The organism is Pseudoalteromonas phenolica, from assembly GCF_005886345.1.
Classification (GTDB): domain Bacteria; phylum Pseudomonadota; class Gammaproteobacteria; order Enterobacterales; family Alteromonadaceae; genus Pseudoalteromonas; species Pseudoalteromonas phenolica_A.
Genome location: NZ_PNEC01000009.1, coordinates 117,549 through 141,096, shown reverse-complemented (window position 1 = coordinate 141,096; position 23,548 = coordinate 117,549). Strand labels below are relative to the sequence as shown.

The window sequence follows — 23,548 nt, the reverse complement described above, 5'->3', positions numbered from 1 at the left end:
CGCTTTTAGTTCGATGATTGCATCATAGTAAAGACAAAATGACAGCGCTATCAAATATTTTACTCAAAATGGGACGAAAATAAAAAAACCCGCAATTTCGCGGGTTTAGATAAATTAAATTTTATTAAATTGGTAATATAAATAGATTTTTACCAAATTTTCACGCGTTTTTCTGGCGCTAGATACATACCATCACCTTCTTTTACATCAAAGGCTTGATAAAACTCAGGCATGTTTGGCAGCACACCAATAACACGATAATGACTTGGTGAGTGACTGTCAGTCATTAGACGATTTCGCAGCTCTTCATCACGATACTTACGTCGCCAAATTTGCGACCACCCCATAAAGAAACGTTGCTGACCAGTATAACCATCAATCATAGGGGCTGCTTGATCACCTAAAGACAACATATACGCCTTATATGCCACAGTTAAGCCACCTAAATCTCCAATGTTCTCACCTAATGTCAACTCACCATTTACAGATGCATCTTCAAAAGGTTTAAATTGGTTATATTGCTCAATAAGTTGCGCACCTCGTTGTTCAAATTGATTCAGATCTGATTCGCTCCACCAATTGCGTAAATTACCATTGCCATCATACTTAGCACCTTGGTCGTCAAAGCCGTGACCTAGTTCATGACCAATAACGGCACCAATTGCCCCATAATTTACGGCATCATCGGCTGCTAAATTAAAGAAAGGTGGTTGCAGAATTGCTGCAGGAAAAACAATCTCATTATTCACAGGGTTGTAATAGGCATTGACCGTTTGCGGTGTCATAAACCACTCACTGCGATCAACCGGCTTACCCAGTTTATGACGCATATCAGCATATGCCCATTGGTTATAACGCACATAGTTACCCAATAAATCTCCCGACTGAATGTCTAAATCAGAATAATCTTTCCATTTATCAGGGTAGCCAATTTTAGGGGTAAACTTGCTCAACTTATCTTTTGCAGCGACTTTCGTATCTGCACTCATCCACTCAAGCGTATCAATGGATTGTTCAAAGCCTCTCATTAAGTTGGCAACTAACTCTTGCATACGCGCTTTTGCTTCGGGCGGGAAGTATTCTTTTACGTAGATTTTACCTAGCAACTCACCTAACACTGAATTACTGGCATCGACCGCTTTTTTCCAAGTGGGTGACTGCGCTTCTAGCCCTCTTAATGTTTGACCATAAAAAGAGAACTTCAAGTCAACCATGTCTCGACTTAACTTATCTGCATGCGCATTTACAAAGTGGAATGTCAGATAATGCTGCCAAGTTGCCAAATCAGTTTGCTGATAGATATCTGCGAGCTTTTCTAGGTAACTAGGCTGACTGACAATCAACTCTGGAATATTAATCTCTGATGCTGCAAAGTAAGTGGCTAGGTCAAAGCTGCCTAACAACTGATTTGCCTGAGCTGTAGACATTTTGTTATAGGTTTTACTCGCATCACGAGATTCAACTCGGCTCCACTGAGCTTCAGCAATTTGCGTTTCTAATTCAATCACTTTATTCGCTACAGCTTCAGCTTCTTTGTAGCCCAAAGAGAGAAATAGCCGAGCAATGTATTCCTTATACTGCCCTCGTATGGTGACAAACTTATCACCTTGCTTACTGTAAAAGTCTTTGTCTGGAAGGCCTAATCCGGACTGATATACATAAAGCGCGTACTCACTCGAGCGTTTTGCATCATTATTGACATACCAAGCAAAAGGGTTATTGCCACCTTGCTGTAAGGTTTTAGCCATTAATTGAGGCAGTTCAGCTTTACTTCTTATGCCATTAATTGCATCGACATATGGATAAATAACACTGAGTCCTAGCTCTTCGCGAGCTGCCTCATCCAAGTAACTACGATAAAAAGCTGCAAGTTTACCTTCATCACTTTTTGGATCATGACCTGCTTGTGCTAAGTTTTCCAAAATACCTTTCAGCGCTTTTTGTGATTCATCATATAACTGACTAAATGAGCCATAGTTCGACTTATCGGCTGGGATCTGAGTTTGCTCTAACCACTTACCGTTGACGTGATAATAAAAGTCATCTTGCGCACGCACATTGTTATCAATATTTGTCAGCTCAATACCTGAGAGCAACTCGGGAGTAGCTGAAGTGACTTGCGCTGTTTCAGGCTGTACTTCAACTTTTTCAACCTGTTTTGGCGCTTCACTACAGCCAACCAAACCAAGCGAAAATGCCACGCTAAATGCGGTTAAAGACAGTTTTTTCATTTGTATTATCTCATAATGCCTTAAGTTAAGATTACATTAGCAAACCAGCTAACAACTGTGTTAGTTTTTTTGTAACGCATCAATAATGGCAACATTTGCAGCAGGAAACGCCCAATTGTGTAGCTCATTGATTGCTACCCACTGAGATGCCTGCCCTTCGAGTCCTGTTGCTTCGCCAGAGAAGTCTTCAACGATATGAATAAACAACTTCACACACTTATCACCATAGTCATGTTCAATATCTAGCAAACTTTGTGAGCTATGCACGTCGATATTCACTTCTTCTTTTAATTCTCTCGCCAGCGCTTCTGTGACTGATTCGCCTGCTTCAATTTTACCGCCAGGGAACTCCCAAAGACCACCTTGATGTTGAGACTCATCACGCTTAGTAATAAATATGTGCTCATCACGCTTGATTACGCCAACTGCGACTTCGACTACTTTCTTTGTCATTTTCTTCTCCGATAAAAAAAGCGACTATACAGTCGCTTTTTAATAATTTACGCGTGTGTGATTATTTTAACTTGCCACAACATTGCTTAAACTTTTTACCTGAGCCACAAGGACATGGCTCATTACGACCAACTTTTGGCTCTGTGCGTGAAGCCACAACTGCACCTTCAGGTACGTCACCACCAACATGCTCTGCTTCAGCATGCTGATATTCACGCGGTGCTTGCTCTGCACGACGGTGTTGCTCTTCAACTTTCTCAACATCTTCTTCTGCACGAACTTGTACCTTAGCTAGAATACCCACTACGTCAGTTTTAAGGTTTTCAAGCATTGCAGAGAATAGTTCGAAAGATTCACGCTTATATTCTTGCTTTGGATTCTTCTGAGCATAACCACGTAAGTGGATACCCTGACGAAGATGGTCCATTGCTGCTAGGTGATCTTTCCAATGTTGATCTAAGCTTTGTAGCATCACGGCTTTTTCGAAATGACGCAGTACATCTGGGCCTACCATCAACTCTTTTTGCTTGTATGCGCTGTCGATCTCTTCAGTGATACGCTCACGCAGTGTCTCTTCGTAAAGCTTGTCATCATCAGCCAGCCACTGAGAAATTGGCAATTCAATTAAGAAGTCAGCTTTAATGCGTTCTTCAAGCGCTGGAATATCCCACATTTCAGCTAAGCTTTGCGGCGGGATGTATTGATCAATCATGCCATTCACAACATCGCTGCGGATAGCTGTAATTGTTTCTGAAATATCGCCTTCTTCAAGTAGCTCATTACGCTGCTCGTACACAACTCGACGCTGGTCGTTTGCAACATCATCGTACTCAAGTAACTGCTTACGAATATCGAAGTTACGTGCTTCTACTTTGCGTTGTGCATTTTCAATCGCACGGTTAACCCAAGGGTGCTCAATTGCTTCACCGCGTTGCATACCTAGTTTACGCATCATGTTTGTCATGCGCTCACCTGCGAATATACGCATTAGGGCATCGTCCATCGAAAGATAGAAACGGCTTGAACCTGCATCACCTTGACGACCAGAACGACCACGTAACTGGTTATCGATACGGCGAGATTCGTGACGCTCTGTACCAATGATATGAAGACCACCTGCCGCGATAACTGCATCGTGAGTTTCTTGCCACTTCGCTTTAATTTTAGCGATTTGCTCTTCAGAAGGATTTTCTAGCTTAGCCACTTCGCTTTGCCAGTTACCACCTAATACGATATCGGTACCACGACCAGCCATGTTAGTTGCAATAGTCACTTTACCCGGTAAACCTGCATCAGCAACGATGTCTGCTTCTTGGGCGTGGAATTTCGCGTTCAGTACGTTGTGTTCAATTTTTTCTTTACGCAAGAACTGAGATAAGTACTCAGAACTTTCGATTGAAATCGTACCCACTAGTACTGGCTGACCGCGCTCTTGACAGTCTTTAATGTCTGCAAGAATGGCTTCAAACTTTTCATCTTGAGTTAAGTAAACTAAATCAGCACGATCATCACGGATCATCGGGCGGTTAGTTGGAATAACAACAGTGTCTAGACCATAAATTGATTGGAATTCGAACGCTTCTGTATCCGCAGTACCTGTCATACCAGATAGTTTTTCGTAGATACGGAAGTAGTTTTGGAAAGTAATAGACGCAAGTGTCTGGTTTTCGTTTTGAATGCGCACACCTTCTTTCGCTTCAACAGCTTGGTGTAAGCCTTCAGACCAACGACGACCTTCCATTGTACGACCTGTGTGCTCATCAACGATGATAACTTCATTGTCTTTTACAACGTAGTCTACGTCTTTTTGATATAGCTTGTGTGCACGAAGTGCTGCATACACATGGCTTAATAACGAAATGTTACCTGCAGAGTACAGTGAGTCACCTTCTTCAATCAGGCCATTTTCAGTAAGAAGTTCTTCAACTTTTAACTGACCACGCTCTGTAAGGTGTACTTGCTTAGATTTTTCATCAAGGGTGTAATCACCGTCACCTTCAACGCCTTCTTCATCTTCTTTCTCTTGCAGAGTCAGTGATGGCACTATGGTGTTTATACGAGCGTAAAGTTCAGAGCTATCTTCGGCAGGACCCGAGATGATAAGTGGCGTACGTGCTTCATCGATTAGGATTGAGTCAACCTCATCCACAACGGCAAAATGCAGTGGACGCTGCACACGCTCTTCAATGCTAAATGCCATATTGTCACGCAGGTAGTCGAAACCAAATTCGTTGTTCGTACCATATGTGATGTCTGCAGCATACGCTTGCTTCTTAGCATCTGGCATCATACCTGGTACATTACAACCAACAGTTAGACTTAGGAATTCAAATAGCGGGCGGTTTGTTTCGGCATCACGCTTTGCTAGGTAATCATTCACAGTAATGACGTGAACACCTTTACCTGTTAAACCATTCAAGTAGGCAGGTAGAGTCGCAGTAAGAGTTTTACCTTCACCGGTGCGCATTTCTGAAATGCGACCTTGGTGCAACACCATACCACCGATCATCTGTACATCGAAGTGACGCATGCCATAGACACGTTTTGAAGCTTCACGTACCGTCGCAAATGCTTCAGGTAATAAATCGTCAAGGCTAGTACCTTGCTCATAACGCGTTCTGAAATCTGCTGTTTTTGCTTTTAATTCTTCATCAGAAAGTGCGCTAAATTGTTCTTCTAATGCATTAATTAATGCGACCGTCTTTCTTAGTTTTTTAATCGTTCGGTCGTTACGACTACCAAAAATTTTGGTAAAAATGTTCGCTATCATGTTTAAACCATTTCACTCTAGTGATGGCTGACCGCATATCCACTTTTAGCATTGGATATCAATGGCCACCCTGCGTCCTGTTGGCAGTAAAAGCAATCAAGCCCTACTGAATGCCGAATATAAAATTGCCCCTATCATACCAGACTCACGCTGTCTGCAAACCTTTGAAATGCAATCAAGCAAAAAAGCCTTGGCAATTCATTTGTTCCGCAAGATGGTCCAACTGGTAATTCTCTTTATATGGTGACGACAGGCATAAATTTCAAGCATTTTCACTGACAAGAATCACTTCTCGTCTGTCGTTATGCTGGTATACTTGGGTAAGTTAATTTTGAAGTGGTATCTGCTGTATGGCTAAAAATCGCTATGATCCAAAATCCATAGATGAATTGATGGGCAAATGGTCAAACAAGATCACGCAATTCGGTGCAAAAACCGATAGTCTACAAATTTTACAAGCAGAGCTTGATAAAGCGCTTGGCCCTATCTTGAGTAAAAAGTGTCGCGTGGCAAATTATCGAGATGGCACTTTAGTGATTGAAGCCGTTTCTGCCACATTAGCAACTCGACTAAACTATTTGAAACTAGATATTTTGTCTCATCTTAGACAAAATGGGTTTGCTGAATGCGGGCAAGTGAAAGTCACTTCTAACCCCGATGCACAGTTAAGATTAAGTGAGCCCAAACCTAGCTTCAAGACACAAAAAAGTTGTCGAACCATGAGCGAAAGTACTGCAGAACAATTAACAGAGCTTGCAGCGCATGCACCGCCGAGTTTGCAAGCAAAATTGCTCAAGCTCGCCACCCACGCGGCAAAAAACAAGAAAAAAAAATGACGCTAAAAGCGTCATTTTTTTATAATCAATCTGTACTAAGCTTTCGCAAGCTCCATACCTGGCGCAGGCATATGAATTGGCTCTTCAAATGTTGCCCACTCCCACGCTGATTCAGTCGCCATAATTTGACGTAACAGTTTGTTATTTAAACCGTGACCTGACTTGTAACAGGTGATCTTACCTAGAATGTTATGGCCAGCCATAAACATATCACCCACACAATCTAAGATCTTGTGTTTTACAAACTCATCATCGTATCGTAAGCCGTTCGGGTTAAGTACTTTGTACTCATCTAAAACAACCGCGTTATCCATGCTACCACCAAGTGCTAGGTTGTTGGCATGCATATATTCGATGTCTTTCATAAAACCAAACGTACGTGCGCGACTAATTTCTTCAGTAAAACTCTGTGCCGTAATATCAAGACCGATACGCTGACGGCTGTCATTGATTGCTGGGTGATCAAAGTCAATCTCAAAATCAATGTGGAAACCATCGTAAGGGGTTATTTCAGCCCACTTATCGCCGTCTTCAACACGCACAGTTTCTTTAATACGAATAAAACGTTTAGCAACTTGTTGTTCTTTGATACCGCCTTTTTGTAATAAATAAATGAACGGTAATGCACTGCCGTCCATAATCGGTACTTCAGCACTATCTAATTCAACAACAAGGTTATCAATACCCAGTGCAGCAACAGCAGCAATCAGATGCTCAGTGGTCGATAAACGCACACCATCTTTGTTAGTTAAACATGTACATAACTGTGTATCGCCAACAGCTTCTGGTGTGGTTTCAAAGTCAACAACAGGATCAAGGTCGACACGACGGAATACAACACCGGTATTCTCGCTCGCTGGTCGGAGAGTAATGGTAACCTTTTCACCTTTATGTAGACCGACACCTGTCGCTTTAACAACTTCAGCAATTGTACGTTGTCTAATCATAACTTCGCCTATTCATGTCACTTGGACCGTGGATTGTATCACAGATACGACCAGCTGCCAATCGTTTAATATGTAACCAGTTTGTTAGTCAGACTGTTTACGTAAAAAGGCAGGAATATCAAAGTAATCGCCTTTTTCAGTCTCACCAGGTGCTGCTGGTTTGCTCTCAGCAACCGGTGTTTTAGGAGCTTGAGTCGCTTGACTCTGTGTTTGCTCCGGTGCACTTGTCGGCTGCTCAGTGCTCGTTTGCGTAAAGCTTGGTACAAACATGCCTGGCTGGCTTGACGCCGGTGCAGCTGTTTGTGCATCACTACCCGAAACCTGCTGCATACCGTTATCAATAATGCCAAACTGCGGACGACGATCACCACCTAAACCTGTTGCAACAACAGTTACACGTAGCTCATCACTCATTTCTGGGTCAATTACTGCGCCTACTACCACAGTCGCGTTTTCAGACGCTAACGCCTTCACATGATTACCAACCACTTCAAACTCTTCAATGGTGATATCCATACCCGCTGTGATATTAACCAAAATACCTTTTGCACCTGTTAAATCTACATCTTCTAATAGTGGGCTTGAGATAGCCGCTTCTGCAGCTTCTTGCGCACGATCTGGACCAGACGCTGACGCTGTACCCATCATTGCAGTGCCCATTGCCGACATAACTGTACGTACGTCTGCGAAGTCCACGTTGATAAGACCTGAACGGGTAATAAGCTCAGCGATACCTTGTACCGCACCGTATAGTACGTCGTTCGCTTTCGCGAATGCGTCTAACAGTGTAGTGCCTTTGCCTAAAACCTTAAGTAATTTGTTGTTAGGAATTGTAATAAGTGAATCTACAATTTCTGACAACTCCGAAATACCTTGATCAGCTGCAGCCATACGCTTTTTGCCTTCAAGGTCAAATGGGCGCGTTACCACTGCTACAGTCAAAATGCCTAAATCTTTTGCTACGCGCGCAACAACAGGTGCTGCACCCGTGCCTGTACCACCGCCCATACCGGCTGCGATAAAGACCATGTCTGCGCCATCTAACGCTTCTTTGATCGTTTCAATATCTTCTTCTGCAGACTTACGGCCAACTTCTGGGTTTGCACCCGCACCTAGACCAGATGTAATTTGCGTACCTAACTGTACCGTTACATCTGCAGATGACTTACGTAGCGCCTGCGCGTCTGTGTTAGCAGCAATAAATCGCACACCTTCGATTTCTTGTTTTACCATGTGCTCAACAGCGTTACCGCCGCCGCCGCCAACACCAATTACTTTGATCACAGCTTCTTCGCTGTGTTGTTCCATAATATCAAACATCATTCACTCTCCGACTCGAGTTTAAAACTCACCTTGGAACCACTTTGATACGCGGCTCCACCAACTCACGTCCGCATCTACTCTCGACTTTTGTGCATTAACCGAGTGCAGAGAACGACCGTATTGTAACAAACCTACGGCTGTTGCATATGCAGGATCGTCAACATAATCTGTTAAACCTGTGATATTTACAGGTTTACCTATTCTAACTGGCATTTGGCAGATATCTTCAGCCACTTCTAATGCGCCAGCCATCTTTGCAGTACCGCCTGTTACAACTAAACCTGCGGCTATTTGATCTTCAAAACCAGAACGGCGAATTTCTTCAAGCGCCAGTTCAAATAATTCTCTGAATCTTGGCTCAACCACTTCAGATAAAGTATGGCGCGACATTAATCGCGCTGGACGGCCACCAACACTTGGCACTTCAATGGTTTCTTCACTGCTGGCCATTTGGCTGCTAGCACATGCATATTGCACCTTTAGCGACTCAGCGTGTGAGATTGGCGTCCTAAAAATCTTCGCTATGTCGCCCGTGACTTGGTTACCTGCCACTGGGATAACTGCGGTATGGCGCAATGCACCATTGACATAAATGGCCAAGTCCATGGTACCGCCACCAATATCAAGTACTGCGACGCCTAGCTCTTTCTCATCATCTGTTAAAACCGCATAGCTGGATGCCAATGCACCAAACGTTAATTGATCGACCTGAAGGCCGCAACGCTCAACACACTTCTCAATGTTTTTAGCCATATCATTTGAGCAGGTGATGATGTGAGCTTTCGCTTCCATACGCACACCACTCATGCCTAGTGGGTTTTTAATACCCTCTTGCATATCGATGCTATATTCTTGCGCCAATGAATGAAGCATTTTGCGCTCTGCAGAAATAGGCACTGAACGGGCAATATGCATCACATTGTCCATATCGTCTTCAGTCACTTCTGCGTTATTAATCGCAACAACACCACTCTCGTTTTGACACTGAATGTGCTTACCTGAAATACCAAGATAAACTGAACCTATTCGGCAATCAGCCATTAATTCGGCTTCGTCGACTGCGCGGCGAATGGAATCAGAAACCAGGTTGAGATCGTTCACTCCCCCTTTGTCCATTCCATGAGATTCCTGACACCCCACGCCAACGATACTGAGCTGATTGTCTGCTGTTATCTCACCTACTGTTGCTACCACTTTTGAAGTACCAACATCGAGGCCGATTACTAAGTTTCTTTCTACTGACTTAGTCATGCTTCACTCTTATTTTGTTGTTCTGTTTGTGCTGGAAACTTCCAGCTCACCGCAAGGCCGGTGTCATACCTTAAATCTACTGTATCAAGTACACCACCTTCTGGGATTTGCATACTCGGATACACGTCTATAAATCTTTGTACTCGTTTGGCTTTTTCTTCACGCCCGAGGTTAAGCCGCACGCCATCTTCAAGCCATAATTGCCAAGCAAAACGCTCAGAAAGGGCCAAACTCACCAAATTAAAATCGTTTACTGCCAGCATATCTTTAAACTGTAAGAATGCTTGCCAAGCCTCTAGCTCACTGCCTTCCGGCCCGTATAGCTGGGGCAAGTAAGCCTGTAAGGCTTCGTTGTCTGCCTGAAACACTTGGCCTTTGGCATTTAACAACAGGTCGCTGTTCCAAATAGCCACTGGTTTGTGCTCAACAATGTAGACCTGTAATTCGTCAGGCCATTGTTTTCTTACCGATACCGTTGCGACCCAGGGCAAGCCCTGCACCGAGCGCTGCACTGCTTTCACATTCAGTTGAAAGTAACTACTTAAATCAACCTGCTTAATAGCAGCGACGACCTCTTTGTCAGTGGTGTATTTAGGTTTGCCTAACACCACTATTTTCTTTATTTGTGCATCTTGGTTTTCAACCAGCCAATCAGATACCCAATAGCCACCGCGAACCAGTAAACCTGCCACCAATACGAAAAAGCCCACACTCAATATCTTTTGCCAATTGAGCTGTGAATTAACTACCTGAGCTTTCTCAAAAAGAGCACGCATATTAAAGCGTTTGCTCCAAAATGCGAACAACTAATTGCTCAAAAGTTACGCCAACGGCTTTGGCTGCCATGGGTACCAAAGATTTCTCTGTCATGCCCGGCACAGTATTCACTTCTAATAAGTAAAATTGACCATTTTCATCTTGCATTGCATCAACACGACCCCAGCCTTGCGCACCAACTAAAGCAAAAGCATGCGTTGCCATAATTTGTAATTGCTGCGTATGCGCGTCGCTCAATGCCGCAGGGCAGTGGTATTCAGTACTATTTACTTTGTATTTGGCCTCGTAGTCATAAAAGCCACGCGGGGTTACCATTTCAATAACAGGTAATGCTTCGTTACCTAACATGGCAACAGTAAACTCACGGCCGGTGATCCACTGCTCAACTAAAACCTGATCGTCATACTTAAAGGCATTATTTAGAGCATCGGTTAATTGCTCTGCAGTTTCGGCTTCAGCCATACCAATACTCGAGCCTTCATGGCTTGGCTTCACCATGACTTTGCCAAACTCATTGATAATGTTGGCTGCATCAAAACCCGCTTTCGCATCAACAACCGCAAATGCCGCAGTGCTTAATTGTGCTGACTGGAACAACTGCTTACAGCGAATTTTATCCATTGCCAAAGCACTGCCTAGCACACCACTGCCAGTGTAAGGAATGCCCATAAACTCAAGTGCGCCTTGAATAGTACCGTCTTCGCCACCACGACCATGCAAAGCGATAAATACACGATCAACGCCTAAAGCCTTTAACTCTGAAAGCGCACGCTCTGCCGGGTCAAACGCAAAAGCATCAACGCCAGCTGCAGTCAGTGCATTCAACACGGCATTGCCAGAGTTTAATGACACTTCACGTTCAGCAGACGTTCCGCCTAGTAATACTGCTACTTTACCAAACTGTTTCATGACTCACCTTTTAACGCAGCGAGTGACATTTCTGTTGCTGCCAACTTCTTAACGATTTGACCAATGTTGCCGGCACCTTGCGTGATCACAAGGTCGCTGTCTTGTAAAACATTCGAAAGAACTTTGCCCAACTCTTCATTGTCTGCAACATGAATTGGCTCAACACCTCTTTGACGTAAGCTACGGCATAAACTCTTACTATCAGCACCTACAATAGGTGCTTCGCCAGCACTGTATACATCTAACAAAATAAGTTGATCAACTTTAGAAAGTACTTTGACAAAGTCTTCATATAAGTCACGCGTACGTGTAAAACGATGCGGCTGATAAATCATCACTAATCGACGCTCAGACCAGCCTGCTTTTGCAGCGGCAATAGTGACATCAACTTCAGATGGATGATGACCATAATCATCAACCAGCATCACATTACCTTGCTCATTCTCAAATGTGCCGTAATGTTGGAAACGACGACCAATGCCTTCAAATTCAGTAAGCGCGGCTAAGATAGCAGCATTGCTGATGTTGTGATCTTTCGCCACGGCAATCGCTGCAGTCGCGTTCAGCGCGTTGTGTTTACCTGGCATATTTAAATGCACCGCGATCTCTTCACCAGACTTAGTCACCACTTTGAATTCGCTGCTATTTACCGTTTGCTTGAAGTCCACTAAGCGATAGTCTGCCGCTTCATGCTCGCCATAAGTAATGGTTGGGCGTGCAAAACGAGGTATAAGTTCAGCAGCAACGTCCGAGTCAATACAGACCACAGCCAAGCCATAAAACGGTAAATTATGGATAAACTCCACATAGGTGTCTTTCATCTTCTCGAAGTCACCTTCGTAGGTATCCATATGATCCGCTTCGATATTGGTGACAACCGATACCATTGGCTGTAGATGTAAGAAAGAAGCATCACTTTCATCGGCTTCAGCGATTAGATAATCACTGGTGCCTAACTTAGCATTGGTACCCGCGCTATTTAACAAGCCGCCGATGACAAACGTGGGGTCGAGTTCTGCTTTAGCAAAAATGCTAGCGATCAAACTGGTTGTGGTGGTTTTACCATGTGTACCTGCAATAGCGATACCATGGCGATAACGCATGAGCTCAGCCAACATTTCAGCACGACGTACAATTGGAATACGCGCCGCTTTCGCAGCTTTAATTTCAGGATTATTGACATCAATCGCTGTCGAAACCACAACCACATTGGCATCTTTAATGTTATTTTCGTGGTGACCAATGAAGACTTCTGCGCCCGCTTTAATCAAACGCTCTGTCATCGCATTTTGAGCTATATCTGAGCCTGTTATACGATAACCTTCATAGGCCAGTACCTCGGCAATACCGCCCATACCAGCACCACCAATACCGATAAAATGTATGGTATTGATGCGTCTCATTGCTCTTCGATTATTCGCTTCGTTCACTTGCGTCTCTTTCTCTAAATTCATTTATTTTGCCAACTCACCACACACCTTCGCGACGCGTTCGGTGGCATCAAATTTCGCCAACTGCTTTGCTTTATCAGCAATCTCAGACAATGAGCTTGGTTGTTCAAAATACGGTGTTAATAACTCAACTAATCTCTCAGTCGTAAAATCATGTTGCGGCATCAGTAAGCCGCCTTGTTGATCCACCAAATAACGGGCATTCGCCGTTTGATGGTCGTCAACCGCATGTGGTAATGGTACAAACAAAGCTGCTTTTCCTGCTGCAGCCACTTCACTGACAGTTAAAGCACCTGCGCGGCAGATCACTAAATCAGCCCATGCATAAGCTTCATCCATATCGTGAATAAATTCATCAACTTGTGCATCAAATTCGCGACCAACATAAGCTGTTTTGAGTTTATCTTGGTTATTTCGCCCACTTTGGTGGCGTACACTCAACGAAAAGTCTTTTGCCAATGTCGAAAATACCTCTGGCAGACGCTCGTTTAATACTTGCGCGCCCAACGAACCGCCAACAACTAACACATTCAATTGTTCTGTCTGTGGTTTTTTAGCAATCGAACTGACACTGACTCGAACCGGATTACCAACCACTTCAGCGTTATTTTCAAAGGCATTAGGAAAGGCTGCCAATACTTGATTAGCGACTTTTGCCAAAAGCTTATTACTAAATCCAGCCACGGCATTCTGCTCGTGAATAACCAAAGGCACACCAGATAATTTTGCAGCAATGCCAACAGGTCCAGTGACGTATCCGCCCATGGCTAAGATCACCGCAGGCTTGCGCTGTTTGATAATTTTCTTCGCCGCCAAAATGGCTTTTAGCACCATAAATGGCGCTTTGAGTAAACGAGTAATCCCGTTACCGCGCACGCCTTGGACTTCGACAAAGTCAATCTCAAAACCATGTTTAGGTACTAATTGCGCTTCCATTCTGTCGGCAGTGCCTACCCAAGACACTGTCCAACCTTGTTGCTGCATATGCTCTGCAACCGCAATACCTGGGAAAATATGACCACCCGTACCACCGGCGACCACCATTAAATGCTTACTCACTGTCATCGTCGCCCACTCCTCGCCGTTGCCTGTCGGCTCGATAACTTGGTTTCAAAATCAATGCGCTGCAGCACACCCGCTGCAATTACCATAATTAAGAAGCTTGAACCGCCGTAAGATACAAACGGCAAAGTTAAGCCTTTAGTCGGTAAAATACCGGCGCTTGCACCAATATTCACCATAGTTTGAAACGCAAACCAAATACCAATGGCCAGAGCAAAATAGCCTTCATATTCTTTACCATGCTTTAATGCTTTCTGGCCGATTAATAAGGCTCTAAATACCAAAACACCAAGCAAAAGTAAGATACTGGTTACACCGACAAAGCCTAGCTCCTCAGCGATAACTGCAAAAATAAAGTCATTGTGCGCTTCGGGTAAATACTGCAATTTCTGCACGCTATTACCTAGGCCTTGGCCAAACCAACCACCTTGACTGTAAGCCATGAGTGACTGTACTAATTGATAACCAGCGCCAAATGGGTCATCCCAAGGATCTAAAAAGCCAGTCACTCGTCGCCAGCGGTAGGGTTCAAAGACTATTAGCACCACTATCAAACCGATCCCCGTTAAGATCAGCATAAAAAACTGCCATAACTTAGCGCCCGCCAAAAACAGCAGACCCACTGTCGTCACAAACATTACAACGACTGTGCCTAAATCTGGTTGCTTCAAAATCAGTAATGCATAAACCGCAAATACAGCAATGGGCTTAGCAAAGCCCTTTAAGTTTTCTTGCACTTCTTCGCGCTTACGAACCAAGTAACCGGCAATGTAACTAAAAAAGTAAAGCTTGGCGGCTTCAGCCACTTGAAAACCAATTGGACCGATTGGGATCCAACGTTTCGAGCCATTCACCTCTCGGCCTACTACCAGTACTAAGCACAATAGAAATAGCCCAAAGAATAACAAATAAGGATTACATTTCTTCCACCAATCCATGGGCACGCTGGTACTGAACCAAAAACAAATAAAACCTAAAGCTAAGAACACCCCATGACGCATTGCGATACCATAGGGGTTGTTATAAAGTCGTTCCGCCACTGGCATAGAAGCACTTGTCACCATCACAAAACCAATACCGATTAAACACAGCATGGCGTACATCAAAGGCACATCAAAAAGTGCATTTGACTGTTTTGGCGTAAGTTGCATTCTCAGCTCAGCGAAGGTCATCATAGCGCAAGCTCCGCTACGACTTTACAAAACGCTTCGCCGCGCACCATGTAATTCGGGAACATATCTATGCTGGCACAGGCCGGCGCTAATAACACTGCATCGCCGTTTTGTGCCAGTGACTGCGCCTTTACAATGGCTTGTTGTAAATCAGCAACGAGCTGGCTTTGCTCATGTAGTGGTAAAAACTTTGCTCCATCTTGACCAAAACAAATCACAGCGCGGCATGCTGCTTGCAACGGTTCACGTAAAGATGATAAATCAGCCCCTTTAGCATCACCACCGGCAATAAGCACGATTTTGTTTACATCATCTTTTAAGCTTTCTAGTGCAGCGACCGTCGCACCGACATTGGTTGCTTTAGAATCATTGAAGTATTTAACTCCCGCTACATCAGCCACTAACTGACAACGATGTGCCAGGCCTGTGAAGTTTTTAAATGCTGCTGCAAATGCCGCTTTATCAATGTTAAAAGGCTCAAGCAATGCCATTACAGCCAACGCATTAAATTGGTTGTGTTTACCCACCATAGTCAAACTAGAGACAGGCAAAACTGGCTGCTGATGTGCAGCGAAATACAAATCACCGTCATGTGTCTGAAGACAATAATCTGCTTGCGCTAATGCCACACTCACACCGACACCTGCATTGGCAAATGTATTGTTATCTATGGCGTTAAATACGACATGCTTGGCATGTTGATAAATTCGCTGTTTCGCTTGGCAATAGGCGGCGAAATCGGGGTAACGATCCATATGATCTTCAGTGACATTTAAGATCATGGCACTGGTACACACTAGACTTTGCGTGGTTTCGAGCTGGAAGCTCGATAACTCTAAGACAAATACATCAAAATCTTGCTCAAGAAGGTCTAGCGCAGCGGTGCCAATATTACCGCCTAGCCCCACTTTATAACCAGCCTCTTTAAGCACTTCAGTGGCAAGACTCACCACCGTCGATTTACCATTTGAACCGGTTACCGCGATGACAGGTTTCGTGTTTAAGCGTGCAAACAACTCGATATCACCGATAACTTCAACACCTTGCGCTATCGCCTCAGCAACACTTTGTTCAAATAACGCAATACCAGGGCTGATAATGATTAAATCAGCGCTAGGTAAACTCGCCTGCGCCAGCGAACCAAACACCGCTTCACAATCAGGCGCATTATCAGCAAGCCATTGCGAACCCGGCGGCACAGCACGGCTGTCGACCACGCGTGGCGTAATACCGTGAGACAGTAAAAAACGCACAATGCCCAGACCGGTAATTCCCAGTCCGAGCACAGTGATGTTTTTATTTTTTAACTCGTTTAAATACTGCATTTATCTGATCTTCAGCGTTGCCAATCCAGCGAGTACTAATACAATCGAAATGATCCAAAAGCGCACGATCACACGCGGCTCCGGCCAACCCTTTAATTCATAATGGTGGTGGATCGGTGCCATTCTAAAAATGCGCTGACCACGTAGTTTGTATGAACCGACCTGCAAAATGACCGACAGCGCCTCCATCACAAACACGCCACCCATAATCAATAACACCAACTCTTGACGTACTAAAATCGCGATAATACCCAGCGCACCACCTAGCGCCAATGAACCTACATCACCCATAAATACTTGTGCAGGATAGGTGTTAAACCATAAGAACCCTAGGCCCGCGCCAACAATGGCGGTACACACTACGACCAGCTCACTAGCCAGTGGTAGGTGTGGTAAATGTAAGTACTCCGAGAAATTCGCGTTACCTGTTAGATAGGCAATAATCGCAAGGGCTGAAGCTACTAAAATAGTCGGAACAATCGCTAAGCCATCAAGACCATCGGTCAAGTTTACCGCATTAGATGTACCAACAATCACAAAATAGCTCATGATCAAATAGAAAATACCAAGTTGCGGCATCACTTCTTTCAAGAAAGGCACAACTAGCACAGTTTCATTTGGGTCTAGTGAAGTGAAATATAAGAAGCTCGCCACAGTCATGGCGATCACCGACTGCCAGAAGTACTTCCAACGAGCGATTAAACCTTTTGAATCTTTGCGGATCACTTTGCGATAGTCATCAACAAAACCAACAACGCCCAAGCTACCTAAAACAAATAGCGTCACCCACACGTATTTATTGCTTAAGTCGCCCCACATTAAAGTGCTGGTAAAAATGGCGCCTAAGATCAACACCCCACCCATGGTCGGCGTACCAGACTTAGATAAATGTGACTCAGGGCCATCATCACGCACTGTTTGACCAATTTGCATGCGCTGAAGTGCGCGGATCAAAATCGGACCGAAATAAAGCGATAACAATAAGGCCGTTAAAATACCTAAAATCGCACGCAGCGTTAGGTAAGAGAAGACGTTAAAGCCACTATAATATTGGGTTAAATATTCAGCCAACCACACTAACATGCTGATACTCCATCTGTGGCTGCTTGTTCACCACTTGTTGTTATTAATTCTTCTACTAGTAATTCCATACGCGCACTGCGAGAGCCTTTCACTATCACAGTACATGGACCATTTTGCGCCGCTAAAGTTTGATTAATTGCGGCCAATAAATGCGGACGCGTTGAAAAGTGTCTATCGGCAATTTCAAACACATCACTGCTATAACGGCTCAGTACCCCTAAGGTAAATAACGCGTCGATACCTTGCTGCTTGGCATATTCACCGACCTCTTGATGATACTCACGAGCATGTTCACCAAGCTCGCCCATATCGCCTAATGCAAATACCTTATAGCCCGGCATTTTAGTCAATAAATCAATTGCCGCTTTGACCGAGCGCACATTGGCATTGTAGGTATCGTCAATCACAGTTAAATTTTCGTTGACCTTTATAAGGTTCACACGACCTTTGACTGCACTCATGCTCTCAAGCGCCGCTACCACTTCATTTAAGCTAGCACCTAGCTCAGTGGTCAGAGCCGCTGCAATTAGAGCGTTGGTGACATTGTGCTCTCCTGGTAACGCCAGCGTCACAGGTACTTTTTGTTCACCATCACAAAGTAAGAAGCTAGCGTGAGCAGTGTCGTTTAGCGTCACTTGTTCAGCCCAAATATCGAGCTGTTCATGGGTGGCAATGCGTTTGATGCGCTTATCAAACATGCTGCTATCCCACATCTGGCGAAACTCAGGATTAATATCGCAATTAAAAACGGCACAACCATCTGCTTTTAATCCAGAAAAAATCTCACCTTTGGCCTGCGCCACACCTTCGATTGAACCAAAACCTTCAATGTGCGCTGGTGCAACATTACAAATTGCAGCCACGTCTGGCTTAGTCATTTGCGTGGTATAAGCAATCTCGCCAATATGGTTAGCACCAAGTTCAATCACCGCATACTCGTCGTCTTCAGACAAACGAATTAACGTCAGCGGTACACCGATGTCATTATTAAAATTGCCATTAGTTGCCAGCACTTTGCCTTTTTGCGACAAAATCGCCGCGCACATTTCTTTCACTGTGGTTTTACCCACACTCCCCGTAATGGCAATGGTTTTTGGCGCTACTTGTGCAATTACGGCAGCACCTATATGTCCTAAAGCTAAGCGTGTATCGGCCACCACAAACTGAGGAATATCGCATTCCACGGGTTTATCGACAATCGCTGCAATGGCGCCTTTTTCATACGCTTGCTGGACGAACTTATGTCCGTCAAAGTTTGGCCCTTTCAGCGCTAAAAACACCTCATCATTTTTTATTGTTCTGGTGTCGGTGTTGATATTGCTGACAGATAAATTCTCGCCACAACTTACTGGGGTGTTTAATACGGCTGTAAGCCAAGCAAAATCCATTGTGATCATGCTTTATCCCCTTTTAAAATTTTCATTACCCATGCTCTGTCACAGAAGGTGATCGTTTGATCACCGATAATTTGATAATCTTCATGTCCCTTGCCAGCTACCAGTACCACGCCTGAAGCAGATGTATGCTCAACCGCATAGGCAATGGCTTTAGCTCGGTCAGGTTGGCAGTAAGCATACTCAGGTTGACTGAGCCCAGCCTTAACGTCCGTGATAATATCGTCGGGGTTTTCACTGCGCGGGTTGTCGCTGGTGATCACCAGTTTATCGGCGTTTTGTTCAGCCGCTTGCGCCATCATAGGGCGCTTGCCTTTATCGCGATCGCCACCACAGCCAAACACACAAGTCACTTGACCTGGTACATGCTGCTGAAGCGCTTGTAACGCCAAAGCCAACGCATCTGGAGTGTGCGCATAATCAACCACGCAAGTCGGCTTACCTTCGACCGAAAATGCCTGCATACGACCCGCAACTGGTTTAAGAGAAGAAACCGCATTACACAATGCCCTAAAGCCATAGCCTTCAACCAAGAGTGCCGCCATCGCAGCCGCTAAGTTATAAAGGTTAAATTGACCAAATAGCGGTACATTAATGGTCGCTTCACCCCAAGAAGTGAAGAGCGTTGCACGAATACCCGCTTGATGACATTCGACCTCATCAAACCAAACAAACTGAGAAAAACTGTGTGCTGTTGGCTTTTTGCCATACACCACTAGATTGCTAAAACTAGATTGTGCGATCCAGCTTTTCGCCACTGCATCATCATGATTTAAAACACAGTGTTTTGGCATACAATCTGTAAACAGCAAGCGCTTTGCTTCGGCATAACTGTGCATGTCACCGTGATAATCTAAATGATCACGAGACAGATTAGTAAAGACCGCCGTACTGAACTGTGTTTCTTTTACACGGCCTTGAACTAAACCATGAGATGAAACTTCGATCGCCGCAAGTTGATTATGTTCTGCAAGGGTTGCAAAAATACGTTGTAAGTCCACAGCCGACGGCGTGGTATTTTGCAGTGGCGTTAATTCATCTTCTTTGCCATAACCCAAAGTACCTACAACCGCAGCCGACGCATCAATGGCATCTGCCAATGCTGCTATCATGGCTGTCGTGGTTGACTTACCATTGGTGCCTGTTACACCAATCACTTTTAAACGTTCGGTCGGACTTTGATAATAGGTTTTGGCAATTTCAGCGATACGCTCAGCCAAATTCTCAACAGGGATCAGCAAACCTAAACTTTGATCCAGCTCAGCAAAACTCGTTGCGTCAACCAAAACACAGCTAGCGCCATTTTTAAAAGCCGCAGCAATAAAGTTTTCGCCATTACTTACATGGCCTTTAATGGCAATAAATACATCATCGGCTTTCGCAGCACGGCTATCGAGCTGTAAGTCAGCAGTTTGAGTAGGCAGTTCAGCCCCTGAATACTCAATATTTAATGTTGCTAATGTGTGAGATAAGTTAGAGTGCATCTTTTTTCTCCGACAAATAAGCAACGCGGCCTTTATCTGGTGCCACATTCAAAATGCGTAATGCATTCGACATAATTTCTGCAAATGCAGGGCCTGCTGTTTGACCACCGTAATAAACATCACCGCCAGGCTCATTGATCATCACCACCACAGCTAAGCGCGGGTTCGAAACTGGGGCTACACCGGCAAAGTAACCAACATATTCATCACCATATCCACCGGCTACTGCTTTTTCAGAAGTACCGGTTTTACCCGCTGCACGGTAGCCATCGACTTTGACATTTGCCGCAGTGCCGCCTTTTTCAAATACGGACTCCATCATTTCTACAACCGCTTTGACATCTTCTTCTTTGAATAGACGCTCACCCTCTGGCGGCGTATCTTGTTTTAGAATGGTTAATGGACGAGAAATGCCCCCTGCGCCAAATGTGGCATATAAACGCGCTACTTGCGCGGTACTCACTGAGACCGCATAGCCATATGATAAGGTTGCAATTTCAAAATCAGACCAACGACGATTTGGGTAAAACAAGCCACTACTCTCACCCACCATCAAGGTGCCGGTATCTTCACCAAAGCCTACTTTTTGATATAAACCAACCAAATATTCCTTAGGCAGCATTTGGCTAATTTTAGCCACGCCCATGTTCGAAGATACTTTAAGAATTTCTCTGAGTGTCATTTCACCGTGATTACGCTCGTCTTTAACTAAGCTGCCACCTAGGCGCATCCAGCCCGGAAAGGTATTTATGGTGTCATCGGCTTCAATCACATCATGATCAAGCCCAGCTAACACAGCCAGCGGTTTAAGGGTTGAGCCGGGCTCAAATAAATCAGTAATGGCGCGATTTCGACGTTTGTAAGGGTGTGCATCGCGCATATCATTCGGGTTGAAGCTTGGACTGTTTACCATGGCAAGTACTTCACCGGTTGTTACATCCACCACCATGGCAGAGCCTGAAGTCGCTTGATAGCTCAATACCGCACTTTTTAAGGCCTTATAGGCAATCGCTTGAATACGTAAATCAATGCTGAGTTGAATATCTTCTGGTTCAACACGCTGTTCCTCCGATAACACTTGTATCTCACGACCACGTGCGTCTTTACGAATGGTTCTTTTGCCTTCAGCACCTGTAAGGGCATTCTCAAATAGTTTTTCGATGCCTTCGATGCCTTTACCATCAATATTGGTGAAGCCCAACACATGTGCGGTAACTTCGCCACTCGGATAGTAACGTTTTGATTCGTCTAGTAAGTGAATACCAGGCAATTTTAATTGACTGATATAGCTTGCAACTGCGGGCGTAACTTGACGCTTTAAGTAAACAAATCGGCGCGCAGGGTTGTCACGTAAACGTTCATCTACTTCTTCGTGATCAATTTGTAATACGTCTGCAAGCTCGCGCCAACGAATATCATTGTCATACCGCACTTGCTTGCGGTACGTCATTTCTTCTTTATTTTCCGCTAACGCTTTATGATCTTCTTTGTTTATACGCGCAGCACGAATTACTCTTTTACCCAGCGCTTTATCGAGTGCAAGCGGATCAGCATACACACTCACAACAGGCACACTGACAGCAAGCTCTTTACCATTTCTGTCAAAAATCATACCGCGTTGCACTTTTAGAGTTTCAACACGTACCGTACGTTTTGTACTTTCTTCACGAGCATGATCGGGCTCAATCACTTGTAGATAGGCAGCACGGGCCATCAAAGTTAAAAACACCATGACTAACACAGTACACACCAGTGCAAAGCGCCAAGTTATGAGTGTTTTTGAACTATTGGCTTTTGCTTTTTTCATGGCAACACCACCAATTGCTCATCTTTACTGGTTGGGCGCTTCATTTCTAGCTGCGTGGTTGCAACTTCTTCGATGCGTGCATGTTGCGAATAGAACTCTTCTTCAACCAGTAAGTAACGCCATTGCAAGTCCAATTCGTCACGCTCTTGTAAGAGTTTATCCTGCTGGATCACTTGCTGACGAGACAGATAAGTGACTTGTACAACCCCCAAAGCCGAAGCAAAGATACAAATAAGCAAAAAGCCCGTTAGCTTATTCGCTAAAAGGCCTGCAAATATCTCATTAAACAGCTTAGGCTGTCGGCTTTGTGGTTTGTTCATTATAGTTTTTGCGCTACTCGCAATACTGAGCTACGTGATCTTGGGTTAGCAGCTATTTCCTCAGTAGTTGGTTTTATGGCTTTACCTAACGCCTTCAGTGTCAGGTTTTTATTCAACTGCGCTTCAGTTAATGGCAAGCCACGAGGAACGGCCTCACCTTTACTTTGTTTCCTAATGAACTGCTTAACGATGCGATCTTCCAAAGAGTGGAATGAAATCACCACCAAACGACCGCCAGGCTTTAATACCGAAAGCGACGCTTGTAATGCAGTTTGAATTTCTTCTAATTCGCTGTTGATATAAATACGAATTGCTTGGAAAGTGCGCGTTGCTGGGTGCTTGTGCTTATCTTTCACAGGTACCGCTTCATCAACTAGATCAGCCAGCTGTTTCGTAGTGGTAATCGGTGTTTCGTCGCGGGTTTCAACAATTTTATGCGCTATGCGACGGCCAAACTTTTCTTCACCATACTTTTTGATCACAAACGCGATGTCTTCAAGTTCAGCCTCAGCTAACCACTGCGCGGCACTACGACCAGACGTTGGATCCATACGCATATCAAGTGGACCATCTTTCATAAAGCTGAAACCGCGATCAGCATCGTCCAATTGCGGGGAAGAAACGCCAATATCTAATAAAATGCCATCGACTTGGCCCAGAATACCCGCTTCTGTTGCCACCGATTCGATGTTTGAGAAACGCGTATGTGCGATATTAAAACGGGTATCGTCAACAAATTTCTTAGAGGCTTCGATCGCTTGTGGATCCTGATCTATAGCTTGCAAACGACCTTGTTCGCCCAAACGACTTAGAATTTGACCCGAATGGCCGCCTCGGCCAAATGTGCCATCGATATAGGTACCGTCGGCTTTGATATCTAACGCGTCTAACGTTTCATTCATCAAAACTGATACATGGGTAAATTGCGCAGTCATGCGATATGTAAGCCTTTT

The 23,548-nt window shown here is 44.5% G+C and carries 19 protein-coding genes; 1 reads left to right on the top strand and 18 read right to left on the bottom strand.

Going from position 1 to position 23,548, the window contains the following annotated elements; genetic code table 11:
* Positions 1-149: 149 nt before the first annotated feature.
* The 3 genes from CWB72_RS05200 to secA all read right to left on the bottom strand — a co-directional run bounded on the left by CWB72_RS05200 (position 150) and on the right by secA (position 5,454).
* Positions 150-2,231 carry a M13 family metallopeptidase gene (locus tag CWB72_RS05200; protein WP_138629691.1) on the bottom strand — a complete coding sequence of 694 codons (2,082 nt, stop codon included), beginning with the start codon at positions 2,229-2,231 and terminating at the stop codon, positions 150-152.
* A 60-nt stretch (positions 2,232-2,291) separates the two neighbouring features.
* Positions 2,292-2,684, bottom strand: a complete 393-nt coding sequence (mutT, locus tag CWB72_RS05195) for an 8-oxo-dGTP diphosphatase MutT (protein ID WP_138629689.1) — start codon at positions 2,682-2,684, stop codon at positions 2,292-2,294.
* Positions 2,685-2,745: 61 nt separating this feature from the next.
* Positions 2,746-5,454 carry a preprotein translocase subunit SecA gene (gene secA, locus CWB72_RS05190; protein ID WP_138629687.1) on the bottom strand — a complete coding sequence of 903 codons (2,709 nt, stop codon included), beginning with the start codon at positions 5,452-5,454 and terminating at the stop codon, positions 2,746-2,748.
* A gap of 350 nt (positions 5,455-5,804) precedes the next feature.
* Between secA and CWB72_RS05185 the strand changes: the two genes are divergently transcribed.
* A complete protein-coding gene (locus CWB72_RS05185) occupies positions 5,805-6,290 on the top strand; it encodes a DUF721 domain-containing protein (RefSeq protein WP_138629685.1) in 486 nt (161 codons plus the stop codon).
* A gap of 35 nt (positions 6,291-6,325) precedes the next feature.
* Here the strand turns inward: CWB72_RS05185 and lpxC are convergent, their stop codons facing one another.
* The 15 genes from lpxC to rsmH form a co-directional block, all read right to left on the bottom strand.
* Entirely contained in the window at positions 6,326-7,237 is a 912-nt protein-coding gene (lpxC, locus tag CWB72_RS05180) for a UDP-3-O-acyl-N-acetylglucosamine deacetylase (protein ID WP_058028665.1), read from the bottom strand.
* An 84-nt stretch (positions 7,238-7,321) separates the two neighbouring features.
* Positions 7,322-8,557: a cell division protein FtsZ gene (gene ftsZ / locus CWB72_RS05175; RefSeq protein ID WP_138629828.1), complete on the bottom strand. Its 1,236-nt coding sequence runs from the start codon at positions 8,555-8,557 to the stop codon at positions 7,322-7,324.
* A gap of 21 nt (positions 8,558-8,578) precedes the next feature.
* Entirely contained in the window at positions 8,579-9,811 is a 1,233-nt protein-coding gene (gene ftsA / locus CWB72_RS05170) for a cell division protein FtsA (RefSeq protein WP_130255531.1), read from the bottom strand.
* Positions 9,808-10,587, bottom strand: a complete 780-nt coding sequence (locus CWB72_RS05165; RefSeq protein WP_138629683.1) for a cell division protein FtsQ/DivIB — start codon at positions 10,585-10,587, stop codon at positions 9,808-9,810. The genes ftsA and CWB72_RS05165 overlap by 4 nt, the downstream gene beginning before the upstream one ends.
* A 1-nt stretch (position 10,588) precedes the next feature.
* Positions 10,589-11,497 (bottom strand): D-alanine--D-alanine ligase, encoded by a 909-nt coding sequence (locus CWB72_RS05160; RefSeq protein ID WP_138629681.1) that lies wholly within the window; start codon positions 11,495-11,497, stop codon positions 10,589-10,591.
* Positions 11,494-12,951, bottom strand: coding sequence for a UDP-N-acetylmuramate--L-alanine ligase (gene murC, locus CWB72_RS05155; protein ID WP_138629679.1), 1,458 nt, complete (start codon positions 12,949-12,951; stop codon positions 11,494-11,496). Before murC ends, CWB72_RS05160 begins: the two co-directional genes overlap by 4 nt.
* On the bottom strand, positions 12,952-14,007 hold the full coding sequence (gene murG, locus CWB72_RS05150) for an undecaprenyldiphospho-muramoylpentapeptide beta-N-acetylglucosaminyltransferase (protein ID WP_138629826.1): 1,056 nt from the start codon (positions 14,005-14,007) through the stop codon (positions 12,952-12,954).
* 2 nt (positions 14,008-14,009) lie between these two features.
* A complete protein-coding gene (gene ftsW, locus CWB72_RS05145; protein ID WP_436409845.1) occupies positions 14,010-15,182 on the bottom strand; it encodes a cell division protein FtsW in 1,173 nt (390 codons plus the stop codon).
* Positions 15,182-16,507, bottom strand: a complete 1,326-nt coding sequence (gene murD, locus CWB72_RS05140) for a UDP-N-acetylmuramoyl-L-alanine--D-glutamate ligase (protein ID WP_138629675.1) — start codon at positions 16,505-16,507, stop codon at positions 15,182-15,184. Before murD ends, ftsW begins: the two co-directional genes overlap by 1 nt.
* Complete coding sequence (gene mraY, locus CWB72_RS05135; protein WP_138629673.1) at positions 16,508-17,590, bottom strand: phospho-N-acetylmuramoyl-pentapeptide-transferase; 1,083 nt, start codon at positions 17,588-17,590, stop codon at positions 16,508-16,510.
* A complete protein-coding gene (locus CWB72_RS05130) occupies positions 17,584-18,987 on the bottom strand; it encodes a UDP-N-acetylmuramoyl-tripeptide--D-alanyl-D-alanine ligase (RefSeq protein ID WP_138629671.1) in 1,404 nt (467 codons plus the stop codon). The genes mraY and CWB72_RS05130 overlap by 7 nt, the downstream gene beginning before the upstream one ends.
* A complete protein-coding gene (locus CWB72_RS05125) occupies positions 18,984-20,468 on the bottom strand; it encodes a UDP-N-acetylmuramoyl-L-alanyl-D-glutamate--2,6-diaminopimelate ligase (protein WP_138629669.1) in 1,485 nt (494 codons plus the stop codon). The genes CWB72_RS05130 and CWB72_RS05125 overlap by 4 nt, the downstream gene beginning before the upstream one ends.
* Positions 20,458-22,275 carry a penicillin-binding transpeptidase domain-containing protein gene (locus CWB72_RS05120; protein WP_138629667.1) on the bottom strand — a complete coding sequence of 606 codons (1,818 nt, stop codon included), beginning with the start codon at positions 22,273-22,275 and terminating at the stop codon, positions 20,458-20,460. The genes CWB72_RS05125 and CWB72_RS05120 overlap by 11 nt, the downstream gene beginning before the upstream one ends.
* Positions 22,272-22,595 (bottom strand): cell division protein FtsL, encoded by a 324-nt coding sequence (gene ftsL / locus CWB72_RS05115; RefSeq protein ID WP_138629665.1) that lies wholly within the window; start codon positions 22,593-22,595, stop codon positions 22,272-22,274. Before ftsL ends, CWB72_RS05120 begins: the two co-directional genes overlap by 4 nt.
* Complete coding sequence (gene rsmH / locus CWB72_RS05110; protein ID WP_138566171.1) at positions 22,595-23,530, bottom strand: 16S rRNA (cytosine(1402)-N(4))-methyltransferase RsmH; 936 nt, start codon at positions 23,528-23,530, stop codon at positions 22,595-22,597. The genes ftsL and rsmH overlap by 1 nt, the downstream gene beginning before the upstream one ends.
* Positions 23,531-23,548 lie beyond the last annotated feature (18 nt).